This is a genomic window from Candidatus Firestonebacteria bacterium RIFOXYD2_FULL_39_29 (assembly GCA_001778375.1).
Classification (GTDB): Bacteria; Oederibacteriota; D2-FULL-39-29; order D2-FULL-39-29; family D2-FULL-39-29; genus D2-FULL-39-29.
The window spans coordinates 1-16,125 of record MFGV01000068.1 but is presented as its reverse complement, the minus strand read 5'-3'; the positions used below and the strand labels follow the sequence as shown (position 1 = coordinate 16,125).

General features: G+C 40.4%; 14 protein-coding genes and 1 pseudogene. 10 read left to right on the top strand and 5 right to left on the bottom strand.

The genetic code is table 11. The features are described 5' to 3' along the window. The first annotated feature begins 108 nt into the window (after positions 1-108). The 8 genes from A2536_07045 (at position 109) to A2536_07010 (ending at position 8,043) form a co-directional block, all read left to right on the top strand. Positions 109-309, top strand: a complete 201-nt coding sequence (locus A2536_07045; GenBank protein ID OGF45357.1) for a hypothetical protein — start codon at positions 109-111, stop codon at positions 307-309. Between the two features lie 185 nt (positions 310-494). After that, positions 495-1,040, top strand: coding sequence for a hypothetical protein (locus tag A2536_07040; protein ID OGF45356.1), 546 nt, complete (start codon positions 495-497; stop codon positions 1,038-1,040). Beyond that, positions 1,040-2,128, top strand: coding sequence for a hypothetical protein (locus A2536_07035; GenBank protein OGF45355.1), 1,089 nt, complete (start codon positions 1,040-1,042; stop codon positions 2,126-2,128). Before A2536_07040 ends, A2536_07035 begins: the two co-directional genes overlap by 1 nt. Positions 2,129-2,346: 218 nt before the next feature. Beyond that, the gene (locus A2536_07030) at positions 2,347-3,315 is read left to right on the top strand and encodes a hypothetical protein (GenBank protein OGF45354.1); all 969 of its coding nucleotides are present in this window, start codon (positions 2,347-2,349) and stop codon (positions 3,313-3,315) included. 112 nt (positions 3,316-3,427) lie between these two features. After that, positions 3,428-4,930, top strand: coding sequence for a hypothetical protein (locus A2536_07025; protein ID OGF45353.1), 1,503 nt, complete (start codon positions 3,428-3,430; stop codon positions 4,928-4,930). Positions 4,931-5,113: 183 nt separating this feature from the next. After that, a complete protein-coding gene (locus tag A2536_07020) occupies positions 5,114-6,523 on the top strand; it encodes a cysteine--tRNA ligase (GenBank protein OGF45358.1) in 1,410 nt (469 codons plus the stop codon). Beyond that, entirely contained in the window at positions 6,520-7,302 is a 783-nt protein-coding gene (locus A2536_07015) for a 23S rRNA (guanosine(2251)-2'-O)-methyltransferase RlmB (GenBank protein ID OGF45352.1), read from the top strand. The genes A2536_07020 and A2536_07015 overlap by 4 nt, the downstream gene beginning before the upstream one ends. Positions 7,303-7,446: 144 nt before the next feature. Then, positions 7,447-8,043: a hypothetical protein gene (locus tag A2536_07010; GenBank protein OGF45351.1), complete on the top strand. Its 597-nt coding sequence runs from the start codon at positions 7,447-7,449 to the stop codon at positions 8,041-8,043. A gap of 223 nt (positions 8,044-8,266) precedes the next feature. Here the strand turns inward: A2536_07010 and A2536_07005 are convergent, their stop codons facing one another. From A2536_07005 to A2536_06985, 5 genes are all read right to left on the bottom strand, one after another. Continuing rightward, entirely contained in the window at positions 8,267-8,977 is a 711-nt protein-coding gene (locus A2536_07005) for a hypothetical protein (GenBank protein ID OGF45350.1), read from the bottom strand. Next, entirely contained in the window at positions 8,958-9,743 is a 786-nt protein-coding gene (locus A2536_07000; protein ID OGF45349.1) for a hypothetical protein, read from the bottom strand. The genes A2536_07005 and A2536_07000 overlap by 20 nt, the downstream gene beginning before the upstream one ends. Then, entirely contained in the window at positions 9,730-10,467 is a 738-nt protein-coding gene (locus A2536_06995; protein OGF45348.1) for a hypothetical protein, read from the bottom strand. The genes A2536_07000 and A2536_06995 overlap by 14 nt, the downstream gene beginning before the upstream one ends. 36 nt (positions 10,468-10,503) lie before the next feature. Next, positions 10,504-10,782, bottom strand: coding sequence for a hypothetical protein (locus tag A2536_06990; protein ID OGF45347.1), 279 nt, complete (start codon positions 10,780-10,782; stop codon positions 10,504-10,506). 274 nt (positions 10,783-11,056) lie between these two features. Then, positions 11,057-12,433 carry a hypothetical protein gene (locus tag A2536_06985; protein ID OGF45346.1) on the bottom strand — a complete coding sequence of 459 codons (1,377 nt, stop codon included), beginning with the start codon at positions 12,431-12,433 and terminating at the stop codon, positions 11,057-11,059. 342 nt (positions 12,434-12,775) lie between these two features. On the opposite strand from A2536_06985, the gene A2536_06980 reads away from it, so the two are divergent. Then, a complete protein-coding gene (locus A2536_06980; GenBank protein ID OGF45345.1) occupies positions 12,776-15,775 on the top strand; it encodes a hypothetical protein in 3,000 nt (999 codons plus the stop codon). A 12-nt stretch (positions 15,776-15,787) separates the two neighbouring features. Next, positions 15,788-16,125: pseudogene (locus tag A2536_06975) on the top strand (hypothetical protein).

Sequence of the window (16,125 nt, the reverse complement as noted above, 5' to 3'; positions counted from 1 at the left end):
AGTGCGATACATGGCTTGCTCCTTTGGAGTGAATATGCCATATTATATCATGTTAGTAATTTAATTGCGACACAGTCTGAATTAGTCATTGTTTTTCAAGGGGGATTTATGAGCCAATATACATGTTCCGGAAAAACTTTTCTTGCTAAAGAGGATCTGAAAGCCCTCGGGCTTCGCTGGGACGGGCAAAAGAAATGTTGGGCGGGTGAGCTGCCGGATGATAAACTGGATAAACTCAAAGAGCTTGCCATGCAGTTCAGCTTTAATGTATCCAAAAATGGAATGATTGTATTTGGAGATGAGAGATAGCAGGGACAGTAAGGAAAGCAAAGACAGCAAAGACAGCAAGTAAAGAAAGAGCAGTAGAAGACGCAAATTGAGCAAAGCCTAAAAACAGTCGCTATTCCAGGGAATCAACCCATTTATTATTTTAGCAAGCAATTAATTGTTGATTTTCACGACTATACTATAGCCCTATAAAGGACAGTATTTTAATGCCGTTAGAAGATGAAATATATATTGAACAGTGTAAAAACGGGGATAATACAGGGTTTTTTAATTTAGTAAACAAATATAAAGGCATGATATTTTCAGTAATTTTACAAAGAAATATTGATAGGAATAATGCGGAGGATTTGACACAAGAGGTGTTTATTAAAGCTTATAATTCAATACATAAGCTGAAAAACCCTGATAAATTTGCCAGTTGGTTATATGGTATTGCGTATCACACAAGCATTGATTGGATACGAAAACGAAAAAAAGAGAAAACGATTGATATCGAAAATGTAGCTAATTTAAATATATTTAATGATCAGCAAGATGATGATGAGCAAAAGGAAAGAATGAAAATACTTCATGAAGAATTGCAAAAACTACCGGAGGCTGTGAAATTAATACTTATGTTCCGGTACATTGATGGTTTTTCTTATGAGAAAATAAGCAGCGTTTTAAATCTGCCGGTTTCAACTATTGAAACAAGACTTTTCAGGGCGCGGCAGTTATTGAGGGCCAAAATGACAAAAAGAGAAGGTGGGTAATGCATAAAAATATAGAAAAACTTATATTGAAATCTTTTGAGAATAAACTGACACAACAGGAACAACGTGAGCTTGATCAGCATTTACTTACGTGCACTTCTTGTAATGCTTTATTTGAAGCATATAAGCGTGATGACATGACTCTGAGCAGTATTTTTAAAGACAAAAAATTGTCACCGGGATTTAATGATAATTTGGCTAAAGCAATATCGAACGAAGTTCAAAGAAAAACGACAATTAATGTTAAAAAAAGTATTTTTAAGATGTCATTTAGCGTCTCCTGGGGAATTGCCGCAGTCCTGCTGCTTGTTATTGTGAATTTGGCGACATACTTCTATTTTGGGCAGGTGAAAGGACAATCAACAAACCATCAGCGAAATCCAATTGGACTGAGCAAATCAAATACATCAAATACGGATATATCAAAAGCGCAGAAAACAACTACAGATTTGCCTGGAGAAAACATATTAAAATCTGAAAAAAAAGAAATTATTGAGGAAAAACAGCATGAAGGATTATCTAAAGAAAATGAAATAGTCAAATATTTAGGATCATATGTGGAACCTGCTAGGGAATTTGGCGAAAAATCATTAAAAGCTGCGAAATCTGAAGAAAATGTTAATATATCGGAAATGCAAGAATCAGGCTCGAAAGATAATCGTTTAGATAGAGGAAAGGGTGTTAAAATTAAATGTGAAGGCTTTAAAGAAGTGGATCGCCAATATAGTCTATTGAAAAGTACAGGTGAAAATAAAAATTATTATATCCAAATATCGTTTCCCGGGAAAGTAGAGGTCAATAAAATTGTGATTGATACCGGTTATTGGAATTATAAGGGGGAAAAACGTCCGGGGATGTATAAATTTCAGATTCTATATAATAATGTTAAATATGATAGCTGGAGAGTATTAAAAACATATAATGAAAATAAATTGTTTCATTTGGAAATAAAGGAAACAGTTTCCACTGATAAAATAAAAATAGTGCTTTTGCCGGTTGTAGTTAATGCTGACCATGGTGGTTCTGCTAATATTTATGTCGGATTTTTGAGTAATTTAGAGGTTTATGGTGGTAGCGCTGTAAAATAGCCAGCCGACTATATAGGAATTTTGAACTTCCACCCCATTAAATTCTTACTCCTATCAAGAAACAAACACACATATAAATATATTTGTCATGTAATATTCCATTAGAAATCTGCAAGTTTATATGATTTTCTACGACTATATTATAGTCGCTTGGTTATTTATAATACGCAAAACCAGGCAGAATAAGTTATAAATTAGGGTAAAAGGATGAGAATACAATGAATACAAGGATATTTGCAGTTGTTCTATGTATCACAAATAGTGGAATTTGCCTGTCCAGTACCGGAAATACATCAGGAACTGTCTTGATTGAGGATATTGGCGCAAAAGGTGCAGGGCTTGCAGGGGCGTGTTCATCGCTGATCGGTGATATTACGCTTCTAAGGTATAATCCGGCAAGTATAGCGGATTTGAGTGGCGCTCAATTATCCGCGTTGTATTACAACAGCGGAACAACCGGGATAAATTACGGGAGCATAACTTACGGAATGCCTGTCGGAATAGGGGTTCTGGGATTAAATGTATCCTATATGAATGGCGGGGAAATGGAGTTGAATTTCATAGACGGCAGCACAACAAATGTCCTAAGCGAGCAGGATATATCAGGGAGTGTGAGTTTGGGAATTTCCCTTGGGGCTAAGCTGGGTATTGGAGTAAGCGTAAAGGCCTTATCGAGTACGTTAGTCGGTTCAAAAAGTGCTTTGGCGTTTGCGGGAGACGCAGGTGCGGTCTATAAAGGGTTTATTCTTGATGGACTAAATATCGGAGCCTCTATGTCGAATCTGGGTTTAGGAATAAAATATCTCGATACAACGGAATCCCTTCCGTTAAATGTTCAGGGCGGAGCATCATATAGTATTTTGGGATTAGCGGAAGATTTAAAAGTCACAATAGCTGTAGACGGAGTTTACAGCGTAAATGATAAAGTATTCGGGCTGAAAGCCGGAGTGGAAGGAGATTACAAAGAATATTCAGGAAGAGTCGGAATACCATTTAATTCAACAGCTGACCAAAGTTTTACAGTCGGAGCAGGATACAAGTTTGACAATTACTCAATTGATTATGGAGCAGTTTTCGGAAGAGCTCTCGGATTAAGTCACAGAATAAGTGTGGGGATGAGATTGGAAGAGGAAGAGAAGCAAGGAAGACAAAGACAGAAAGCAAAGCAAGTAAAGTGGAAAAAGTGACAAAAATAAACGATAAGTGGTTGCGATATATTTTTGTCATCCTGAGTCTGATTTTTGACGAAGGATCTATGTAGTTTTGAATTAATAAAAATAGAAACGTGAGGAGAGAAAGATGAAGAGATTATTTTTAGGGGCGATTGTAATTACAATATTATTAACTCAGCTAAGTCTTGGCGATAATGTAACGCCGCTTTGGACAAAGACATATAATGGGGCGACTAATGGAAATGATTATGGGATGGGAATAGCTGTTGATATTAGCGGAAATATATATGTAACAGGATATGAAAGCGTAACAGGGCAGGGTAATAATATCTGGACAAGGAAGTATGACAACAACGGAAGTGAGGTCTGGACAAAGACACATAATGGAGTTACTGATGGCTCTGATCAAGGAAGAGGTATAGCGGTAGATAGTAGTGGAAATGTATATGCAATCGGGAATGAAGAGATAACCGGACAAAGTGCTAATATCTGGATAAGGAAGTATGACAATAACGGAGCTGAGATCTGGACAAGAACATATAATGGAGTTGCGAATGGTGTTGACATGGGGAGCGGAATAGCTGTAGATATCAGTGGAAATGTATATGTAACAGGGAGTGAAGAGATAGCAGGGCATAGTTATAATATCTGGACAAGGAAATATAATAGCAATGGAGCTGAGATCTGGACAAGGACATATAATGGAGCTGCGAATAGTACTGATTCTGGGATTGGAATAGCTGTAGATGACAGTGGAAATGTATATGTAACCGGGACTGAAGAGGTGACCGGGCAGAGTTATAATATCTGGACAAGGAAGTATGATAGCAGTGGATCTGAGGTTTGGACAAAAACATATAATGGATCTGCTAATGCTTCTGATTACGGGAATGGAATAGCTGTAGATGACATTGGAAATGTATATGTGACAGGATGTGAAACTGTAGCCGGTCAGAATTTCTCTAATACCTGGACAAGGAAGTATGATAGCAATGGAACTGAGGTCTGGACAAGGACATATAATGGAGCTGCTAATAGTGCTGATGCCGGGAGAGGAGTAGCGGTAGACAGCATTGGAAATGTATATGTGACAGGATGTGAAACCGTAACCGGACAAAGCTATAATATTTGGACAAGGAAGTATGATAGTGATGGATCTGAGGTTTGGACAAAAACATATAATGGAAATGCTAATGGTACTGATGTTGGAAGCGGAATAACGGTAGACAGCAGTGGAAATATATATGTAACAGGCTATACATTTGTATCAGGAGAGAATGGGAATATCTGGACCGGAAAATATGGTCAACAGACTTCAGTAACTTTAAATGATACCGGGTATTTCAAAATTATCGGAGGTAAAGAGGGTTATGTTAATCCAAATAATGGAGAAGTTGCAAATTTTATATATAAAACATTAGAGGTCGGAACAATAATTTTTAAAGTATATAATTTAAAAAGTGAAATGGTGAAAACTGTCTCATCGATTGCAACCGGCCCGACACAGTTTGACAGTTTTGACTTTAATTGCAAAAACGAGGACGGAAACGTCCTTTCTTCCGGAATCTATATCGTAAAAGCCGAAGGTCCTGGATTATCCATAGTTAAAAAACTGGCGATAATAAAATAAGAACACAAAAGAGCATTTGGTGAATTGTTAATGTTTCCCCGCCTACTCCTTAGGTTGTTTGGATGGCTCGAAGATTTCCAGAATATGATGAACATTTCAGAATAAAAGCCGACACAGCTTTTATCTTTAATTCTGGTTTAGGGTCGATAATCCTCCTTAGAATATGATATAATCTACTTCATGATTAAAATCTACAACACACTTACACAGAAAAAAGAGGAGTTTATTCCTATTACCCGCGGGAAAGTTAAGATTTATAACTGCGGGCCTACTGTTTACGGGTATTTTCATATCGGGAATGCCAGGAATTTCATTGTTGTTGATGTTATCAGAAGGTATCTTACTTTCAGGGGTTTTGAGGTTACACTTGTCCAGAATGTCACAGATGTGGATGATAAGATAATAAACAAGGCGAAGGCCGAAAACCTTGCCCCGGCAGCGGTGGCAGAGACCTTTACAAAGGCGTATTTTGATGACCTTGAAGCGCTTGGTGTTAAGGCTCCTGATTTCAACCCGAAAGCTACCGAACATATAAAAGAGATGCATGATATTATAGGTCTGCTCATTGAAAAAGATGCCGCTTATGTTAGCGAGGGCGATGTCTATATGGATGTCTCAAAAGTAAAGGATTACGGCAAGCTTTCGCATAAGAATATAGAAGACCTTCAGTCAGGCGCCAGGATAGAAGTGTCGGAAAAGAAAAAATCTCCTCTGGATTTTGTGCTCTGGAAAAAAGATAAAAATGAAGGTATCTCCTGGGACTCTCCCTGGGGTAAAGGTCGTCCGGGGTGGCATACCGAGTGCTGTGTCATGAGTCAAAAGTATTTAGGGCATCCGTTCGATATTCATTCAGGCGGAATTGATCTGGTTTTTCCTCACCATGAAAATGAAATTGCGCAAGTGGAGACAGCTGCCGGAAAAAAACTTGCAAATTACTGGGTGCATAACGGACATTTGAATATCGGGGGCGAGAAGATGAGCAAGTCCCTGAATAATTTCCTTTTAGCCCGGGATATTTTGAAGAAGTACAATAAGAATATTGTCAGATTCTTTCTGCTTTCGGCGCATTACAGAAGTCCTCTGGATTTTACGGAGGAAAATGTGGGGAACGCCGTTAAAGGGTTTTCTGAACTCGGGAATACTCTGTATCGCGTAGCGGGTATTTTGAATAAACCTCTGACCGACGGGGCTGTCGATAACAATCTGACAGAAAAAGGTATAGCCCTGGAAGCAAAATTTGTTGCGGCTATGGATGATGATTTTAATACAGCTCAGGCGATTGCAGCGCTCTTTGATTATGCGAATGAAATAAAAAACACGATAAAAAAGAAGGACTGGGTTTTAAATTATGAAAATCGCGAAGCGCTGAAAATTGCAGGTGAGAAACTTTCTGCGCTTTCTGCAATTTTAGGATTTAAAATAGAGGCTGAAAGTATTCCAAAAGAAATAGAAGTGCTGGCTTTGGAAAGAGAGACGGCGCGTAATACCAAAGACTGGGCAAAGTCTGATCTTATTAGAAAAACACTTGAAGAAAAAGGCTTTGCGGTGGAAGATACCCCTAAAGGTCAAATATTAATGAGGAAAATAAAATGAATAGAACAATATTTGGTAAGAACGCTTGTTTTGAGGTGTTAAGGTCAAAAAGCCGGCTTATTCGGCGTATGGCGATTGCAAAAGAGATGAAACCGGAGCTTCACGATATTCTGGCTCTGGCAAAAGAGACTTGTACGGCTTTGCAATATATGTCTAAAAAAGATATGGACCGTCTGGCAAAAGGTACGGCGCATCAGGGAGTAGTTATCTTTACCTACGCAAAAGAATATGTGGAGATTGAGGATATTCTTGAAGCCGCGGCGCTGAAGGAAGAAAAACCGTTTATTCTGATACTGGATTCGGTGCAGGACCCTCATAATCTTGGCGCCATAATTCGTACTGCAGAATGCGCAGGCTGTCACGGTATAATACTTCCCAAACAAAATTCCGTGCATGTCACGACGACCGTAGAAATGGTTTCCACCGGCGCAACTGAATACATGCTTATCTCCATGGTGAGCAATTTGAATTACGCCGTCTCGCTTTTAAAGAAACACAACGTCTGGGTGACCGGTGTGGAAGCGGATTCCACGAAAGAATATTGCGACGAAGATTATACCGGAGGAATTGCCCTGGTTTTTGGCGGAGAAGGGGAAGGTATCCGGAAAAGCCTGAAAGAGAATTGTGATTTCCTCGTTAAACTTCCTATGAAAGGTTCAATCCCTTCGCTTAATGTCTCCGTGTCTGCCGGGATTATGATGTATGAGGTCTTGAGGCAACGTACAATTGCTGCAAATAAACTCTTAATGCCTGTTGTAAAAGTGAAAGCAAAGAAGTAGCGAGTAACGGGTGACGGGTTGCGAGTTAAAAGCTACAAAAAAGTACAAAGTCTTTTTTTTAAGTTCTTTTTTTATATATAATATCACATTAGTGTAGCACCCGTAACTCGTAACCCGCTACCCGTAACCAATAGGATGGACTATATGAAAAAGCTGACATATCTGATTCTACTTCTTTCCGTATCTACCGGCATTACATTAGCCGGCGACGACGATTTCCGTAAAAAGTATTCCGAAACTTTCCAGCAGATGAAGGAATTTCATCAGGGGCTATATATAAAGGAAGCGATGGAGAGGACCGGGGCTCTCGGGCTTGGCCTTTCCGGGGATCTTCTCTTTGATGTGGATTGGAAAACCATAAGGCCTTCGGAATTCCGCCAAGGATTTATATCCATAAGCGCAGACTACTGGTTTTACGCTGTATTTAATGTATTAGTGGAAGGCGGTATTCATAGAAGTACAGAAAGAGAGGTCTGGACTGTTTCTGCAATGCTCCAGATGATAGCCCCTGCCAGAGGCCCGATAGAACCAGTCCCGAACGGTTCGGGCATAGAACTCGGTTTTAAAAGTTATCTCTCAAATATAACCGGTGAATCCGTGACCGCTTTTAAAATAGGCATCTGCGGTTATCAGTTCGTAACTAAAAATTTTGCAATAACCTACGGTGTCGACTGGATTACGCCTGCGTTCTTGAATAATAGTTTTGAAGTGAGAAGCGGGGTGAAATATTTCTTCTTTTGAGCTCAAAAAACAAAATATTTATGTGGAATTTTGAGCGATTCCACAGATTACAAAACTTTTGGATTTTACTGATACAAGCTTAAAACCAATTACTAATAACTAAATATAAATCACTAAAAAATATTCTTCTTTTGTTTAAATATTAGTACTTGAATATTTGTTCTTTGTTTAGGATTTAGTGCTTAATTCTTAGTAATTCCGTTTTACTCGTATTATCTCTTGTTTACTTCAACAACCCAAATCTCGTAAGTTGTCTTTCTGCGTACTCTCTATTTAACGGTTCTGAGGGGTGTTCATACATGTCAGCCCAGAGATTAACAGCCTCTTTCATCCAGTATTTACTATTTTTTGTGTCTTTCTTTACAAGTTTTAAGTAGATAGATCCGAGTATCCTTTCCAGCATAGGCGGATGGTCCTTTTCTGTTATTACATTTTTGATGTTATACACCACCATTTCTAGATTGTCGTCTTTTGAATAAGTATAGGCGGCCAGATACAATCTTAGTTGCCCGTAACCGGGATTTTTTTCTATACCGTATTTGATCAGCTCAATAGCAGTTTCCTTCTCCTTTAACTCGAAAAATAATATTCCGCTTACGGCAAGGTAGGGGTAAGTAAAATTCGGGTCCAATGTTATTATATCTTTGGTTTTAGGGTAGATTTGCTTATATTGTTCCTTTCCGTTTTCCCTGTCTCCCAGATACTGCACGGCGTCCATCCATAAAAAATCAGAAACTAGGACCCTGAAACCGGAGATGGAAGATAAGAAAACGTAAAAGGGATCTTTCTTTGCCTCTTTATAGGGAAAGGTCTTGTAATATTTAACATAAAAAGAGGTGTTGTTGATTGTCTGTACGCTGACAACCAGCAGGAGTAAAGCAAATCCGAGTATGAGATAGGATTTTACCGTCATTTTAAAGTTCTTTTTTCTCAAACGCTTTGATGCCGACGTAAAGCGCAATGAAAGTATAAACTGCGGCATACAGGGTTATCCATAAAATATACCAAAGGTCGAAACCCCCGTTAACCAGGTATAATTTGTCTTTAAGATTAAAAAGCGAGAAGTTGGGCGCCAGATAATAAACTGCGGCCAGTGCTATTTGTGCAGGGATGGATGTCATGTTTTCTATAACGCCTTTCAAATGTTCGGTCAGGTGTCCAATCAAAAAAACAAATGAGGCAAAAATAAGCCCGGTGGTTAGATTTGTCGCGATTGAGATAAAAGCCAGAGTTAACGCGATGGTCAAAATGAGCCCTAAAGCCATTGCGTAGACGATAAATAAATAGTTAAGATTTAAATTAACTTTGGTGGTAAAGGATATTCCGGTGATGATAACGGACATAACGGCCAGGGTAAGAAGGAGGACAAAAGTTATACCGAGGAATTTGCCGGTTAAATAACTGCTTCTCGATATCGGTTTTGTCAGTGAAAGCCAGAGGTTACGCATTTCAACTTCTTCGAAGGTCATTATGAAAATTGAAAGCATTATAGTCAGAAAACCGAAAAGTTCCATATTTGCATAGCCGACGTTTATCAGCGTCCGTCCCTGCGCTCCCGGGGAAAGTTCTTCTATCAAAAGAGAGCCGCCGATAAGCGCTATAGCAAAAACAAAAAGTATGTTTAAGACCTTGTGCCTGATGCATTCTTTAAGAACATTTTGTGCGACTGCTAAAATTTTGTTTAGTTTATTTTTTTCCATGTTCCAGCACCCTTTTTACAAAGTAGCTCTCGATGGAGCCCTTGATTTTTTTAGCGTCAGTTTCGTCGATCAGCTTCCCGTTGTTCAATATCCCTATGCGGTCGCAGATGAGTTTTACCTCGCTTACCTGATGTGTGTTTAAAAAAATTGTCTTGCCTGCTTTTTTTAGTTCCAGAATAATATCCCTCATCTGTTTTGTGGATAAGGGGTCTAAACCGTAGGTAGGTTCGTCCAGGAAAAAGACCTTTGCATCGTTCAAGAGCAGCTGGGCTATACCAACTCTTTGGAGCATTCCTTTGGAAAACTCCTTGAGTTTAAAACTCTTCTTTTCATAAAGTCCCACCTTGAACAACGCCACATCTATTTTCTCTTTTCTTGCCTTTTTCGGCAGCTCGTAGAGTTGCGCGTAATAATCCAGTATCTCAAGAGGCGTCAAATACCTCGGAAAATAAGGCATCTCGGGAAGATAAGCCATTTCTTTTCTGGTCTGAACGTCTCCCGCCGGTTTTCCGAGAATTGAAGCGGTCCCCGAGGAGGGGAAGACCAGTCCTGTGAGTATTTTAATGAGAGTTGTTTTTCCCGCGCCGTTAAGTCCGAGGAGCCCAAAAACCTGCTTTTCTTTTATTTTTATATTAACCCCTGCTAAAGCAATAGATCTTCTTTTGTTCCAAAAGTGCCCGGTGATATACGTTTTCTTTAGATTTTTTACTTCGATTGCATTCACTTCGCCCTCCGGTCAAAAAAATCGTAAATGTTATTGTTAGTCTGCCATTGCCCCTTTAATTGCTAACACACCAAGTACTATGAAAAGCACGCCGGAAGCAATATGGATATACTTTGCAGGGATATATTTCGTAATAAAGCCCCCAAGATAGGCGGCAAGTACTGTTAGGATCAAAAAAGCCGCCATGGCTCCTATTATTACAGACATCGTTGATTTTGACTGAGAAGCAAATCCTAAAACCGCCAGCTGTGTCTTGTCTCCCATTTCAGCTGTAAGAATAGTGAAAAATGCAGCTAACATGATTTTCCAATCCATCTTCGTCCTCCGGTGGTTTAATTTCTGTTAAATTATTATTTTGTTATATTAAGTAATATTGTAGGACTGCATGTGATATCGCTGATTAAGAGTTTGATTCCGCTGATTGTTTAATTGTAGGTTCGTAATAAATATTATCAGCTTAATCTATTGAGTCCGGTTATTCTGTGTTTTTTATTTTTGTTAAATAATATCAGCGTAATCCTAAAGCTTTGCAATCTCATCAAAAGATCCGCCTTATATCACTGGCGGAAGCGTAATCTCTCGGCATCGCTCAATTTGGCTTCTCGATGCCGTAGTCTTTGAGCTTTCTATACAGCGTCTTTGGGTCTATTCCAAGCTCGGTTGCGGCTTTTTGTTGATTCCAGTTGTTCTCTTTTAATGCCTGAAGTATAAGCTTTCTTTCGATGTCTTCTGTTGCTCTTTGTATTACTTCGCGGAGCTTATCTCCCGGCCGCGCTTCTTTTCTTTCATCAACAACGACCTGGATATTCAGCGGTAAGTGTTTAAATTCTATGAAATCATCAGCCACCAATGTGCTTGATTTAACGACATTTCTAAGCTCTCTGATGTTTCCCGGCCAGGGGTATTTACTTAAGAGTTCTTTGACTCTCGGAGCAAACCCCATTATTTTTTTGTTGAATTCCGTATTAAATTCCTTCAAAAATAAATCCAGCATAAAATAAATATCTTCTTTGCGGTCTTTCAAAGAGGGAAGGAAAATTACAAATTCCGATAATCGATGATAAAGGTCTTCTCTGAAAATCCCCTTTTTGATGTTGTCTTCCAGATTAACGTTGGTTGCGGTTATTATTCTTACATCGACTTTAACAGCTGTATTTCCTCCTACTCTGACGATCTCTCTTTCTTGCAGTACCCGGAGGAGCTTAACCTGGGTTGACACAGGCAGATTCCCGATTTCATCTAAAAATAATGTACCGTTGTTTGCCGTCTCAAATTTTCCAATCTTTTGTTTGTCTGCCCCCGTAAAAGCGCCTTTTTCGTATCCAAAGAGTTCAGACTCCACCAGATTTTCAGGCAGGGCCGCGCAGTCAACAGAAACCATATGCTCTTTGAACCTGTTACTGTTGTAATGGATGGCTTTTGCTATTATTTCTTTTCCTGTTCCGCTTTCGCCCCGGATCAAAACGGTAATATTATGCGGAGCGACTTTCCCGACCAGTTCATGGACTTTTCTGATTGCTTCGCTGCTTCCGGTCAGTTTTTGGATGGAATCAAGATTGTATTCTTCGGCGTAATCAGGAAGGTTGTGTTTTGTCTTTGCCGCCTCAGTAATTGCTTTCTCTGCAACAGCCAAAAGTTTTTTATTCTCTGACGGTTTGGAAAGGCAATCGGAGATTCCCCATTTTACGCATTCAATAGCTTCCGGAAGGGAATTGTAACCCGTGTAAATTATTACCGGTATATTTGTATCATAGTATCTGATCCTTTTCAGGGTTTCAAGTCCGTTTAATTTCGGCATAGCGATATCTAAAATTATAAGATCCGGTTTTTCGGTTTTAAATATTTCAAACGCCTCAATTCCGTCAGAAGCCGTTAGAACGTCATATCCATGCTCTGAAAAAAGGTGCGTAAGCAGCTCTAGTACTATCTTCTCATCATCCGCTACAAGAATCTTTGGTTTGCTCATAGCTAATAATTATACAGGCAAAATCGCCGTCTTTCAAGCACCGAAATAGGCGAAAAATCCGAAGTGGAAAACGTACTTTTACTGACTTGAATAATATTGCAGTTTATAGGGATTTTGGGCGTGATTCCGCAGATAAAAGCAACTTGAATATTCCTGCTTTGTTTTTAAGACAGATCTTTTGTATGGCTAATTTGGGTATTTCTAATTGTAATCCACAAAAATGTGTAAGGTTTACAATGTTGGGAAATTAACATTGTAACAACAACCGCAATCTAATATAATAACTATGATGCATATCAGGTTTACAAAAGATGTGCGGTTTTTGAATAAAGGGGAAGGGTATTGCTAAAGAAAATAGTTATTCCGGGATTTTTATTAAAAAATTTTAATATTCATAAATCAAAAAGATATAATATATTTAAAGGGGGAAAGATGAAAAGAATAGCTGCTGTTTTTGTGTTTTTGGCGATTTTCTGTCCGGCGTTCTACAGCTTTACGGACGGGCAGAACGCTGATGTGGTGCTTGGGAAGGTGAACTTTACTACGGAGTGTTCTAATATCGTTGATGCCAATTCTATTAAGGGAGCAAAGGGTATCTGTATAGATACTCACAACGACAGGGTCTATGTAGCCGATACCGGAAATAATCGTGTATTGTGGTGGAATGGTGTCGCTAATTTTACCACGGGTAAGGCGGCTGACGGTGTTATTGGACAGCAGGATATGAATGGACACGCCGCAGGTTTATCAGCTACTACATTGTCTGTCGTTAGTGGAATTACCGTAGATAACTCTAATGGTGATTTGTATGTTGCCGACATGAGAAATAATCGCGTTCTGAAATACAATGATCCTGTGACTACCGGTATGGCTGCAAGTGTTGTGCTTGGGCAGCCGGATATGACCAGCAAAGGTTTGCTGACTGCTGCTACCGGAATGCGTTATCCCACAGATGTCGCAATAGACAGCGCGGGAAAGCTTTATGTTTCTGAGGATAATAATAGAAGAGTAATAAGGTTTACTCCACCCTTTACCACGGGAATGGCTGCAGATCTGGTTATTGGAAAGCTTAGCATGACAACTTCCGCTACCGGTCTTTCCTCGATTCTAACAAGTTCCTGTTATGCCGTTGAGGTTGACAACTCCGGAAATCTTTATGTGGCAGATCAATCCTTGAACAAAAGAGTTCTTAGGTTTAACGGTGTTTCCGCAGCTTCTGCCGGTTCAACTTTGACGGCATCTGCCGTGTTCGGAAAATCGAATTTTATAAGTAATACCTCAGGCTCAACTTCTTCGGGTATGTATTATCCTTCAGGACTGGCGCTTGATGGTTCAGGTAATATATTTATTTCGGATTATCAGAATAACCGTGTGATGAAATATACCGGCGCAGCAACTTCGACGAACGGTCCGGCTGCAGTTCTTTCAGTCGGTCAAACTTCTCCTGATTCCTATACGCAAACAGGTCTTACGGCCATAAGTCTCAATACACCGTATGGTATAGCCATAGACGGGACAAATAATTTGTATGTTTGCGACTCCGGCAACAATAGAGTCCTTAAATATGCGGCGCCTGCGGGTAATGCTCCTGCTGCAGCGCAGGTTATCGGGCAACGCGATATGGTTTCCTCTACGTATATCAGGGCAAACTCATTAGCGGGAGTATCGGATTCCGCATATGATCGCGTCACCAAGAGGCTTTATGTGGCAGACCGGGACAATAGAAGGGTTTTATGGTGGAACACTCCTTCAAGTTTTTCGACCGGTAAAGATGCCGATGGGATTATTGGCCAGGCGGATTTTATCTCAAATGTACCCAGTGTTTCGGCAAGCGCGTTGTTTCTTCCTTGCAGCGTGGCTGTGGATAGCTCGGGGAACTTGTTTGTTGCTGATGCAAATAATAATCGTGTGCTTAAATACAATCATCCTGTGACTTCAGGGATGAACGCAAGCGTGGTAATAGGACAGCCGGATATGGACTCCAATACTCAGGGTACCTCCATAAACACTTTGAATTATCCGCAGTGTATTCGTCTTGATTCCGCCGGCAATCTTTATGTGGCGGATACGGATAACCGACGGATCTTAAAATTTAACGCTCCGCTTTCCACAAATATGAATGCGAGCGTAGTATTGGGACAGGTGGATATGGACACCAATACTTCTCCTTCTTCAGCAACAGCGCAAACCATATCTTATCCTACCGGCATAGAGGTGGACTCTGTGGGCAATCTTTATGTGGTCGATAACAATTTCAGCCGGGTGACCAGGTACAGCGCACCGTTAACTGATAATATGGCGGCTGATTTGGTGATAGGGCAGGCGGATTTTATATCTTCTAATTCGGTAGTAACACGAAGTGGTCTGAACTATCCCTGGGGTCTGACTTTTGACGGTTTTGGCAATCTATATGTTGCCGATATGTATAACGCTCGTGTCCTTAAATATACTGCACCGCTTTCTACCGGGATGAACGCAAGCCAGGTACTGGGTCAGGTGGATTTTGTGACCGATTCTAATGCAGCAACGGCGGGAGGCCTCTCTCGTCCGGCAAATGTATGTATAGATGAATATGGCAATATGCATATAGCTGATTCTTGGGCTAATAGGGTGTTGACGCACAGATTAGCAGTAGCTGTTCCGGTTCTTGCCACTACCGATAATGTTACAACGGAATCGGAAGCTACACTTACCGTTACCGGAACTAAAGGAGATGTAACTGTAGTAATTCCTGCAAATACTTTTACTGCAAATGTTTCCGTGACCGTTACTCCTGACCCTACGCTTCCTTCTGTACCTGCTACGCAGACGGGCTTTACCGGGACAAATGTCGGTGTTGAGATAACCATGTCAGATGCAACTTTGACGCTTAAAAAGCCGGTGACGCTTACTGTAGGTTACCGCACGGCGGATATAGTCGGTTTAACAGCCGGAAAGCTTGTGCTTTGCTATTACAATACGACAAGCGCGAAGTGGATACCTCTTCCCTCTGTTGTTGATGAAACTGCAAGGACGGTACAGGCGAGAGTGACACATTTCTCCCTCTTCCAAATAATGCAGGTGACAGCGGCTTCTACGCTTGATGATGCGAAGGCTTATCCAAATCCGTTTTTGGGCGGAGTGCATCCTTTAATTAACTTTATGAATCTTACGGCAGCAGCCGATGTATCTATATATACTCTCCGCGGAGAGAAGGTGGCTGGGGTTGTAGCGGACAGCGCAGGTCTTGCTTCCTGGGATGGCAGAGCCGCAAGCGGTGCTTTGGTTGGCCCGGGTATATATCTTGCCTTTATTAATGACGGAGTTAATAAAAAAACAATTAAGCTCGCGGTAGAGCGCTAGGAGGGGATGAAAATGAGAAAAATACTTAGCTTAGTTTTAGTTTGCGCCTTGATTTCGCCTTGCGCGGCCCTGCTCAGTAAGAATGATATAGGGACGACTGCGGGGCAGTTTTTAAAACTTGGAATGGGTGGTAAAGCCGCCGCGATGGGTGATGCTGTAGTTGCGGGAGTTAGTGACTCAACGAGTATAATCTGGAATCCGGCGGGTCTTACCGGTGTAAAGGGCAACCAACTTGCGCTTATGCACTCGCTTTATGTGGGAGATATTTTCTATGATTATTTGACGTTTGCAAAAGAAGTTCCGGGCGTAGGTGTGTTTGGTCTGGGTGTTCAATATGTAAATTATGGAAG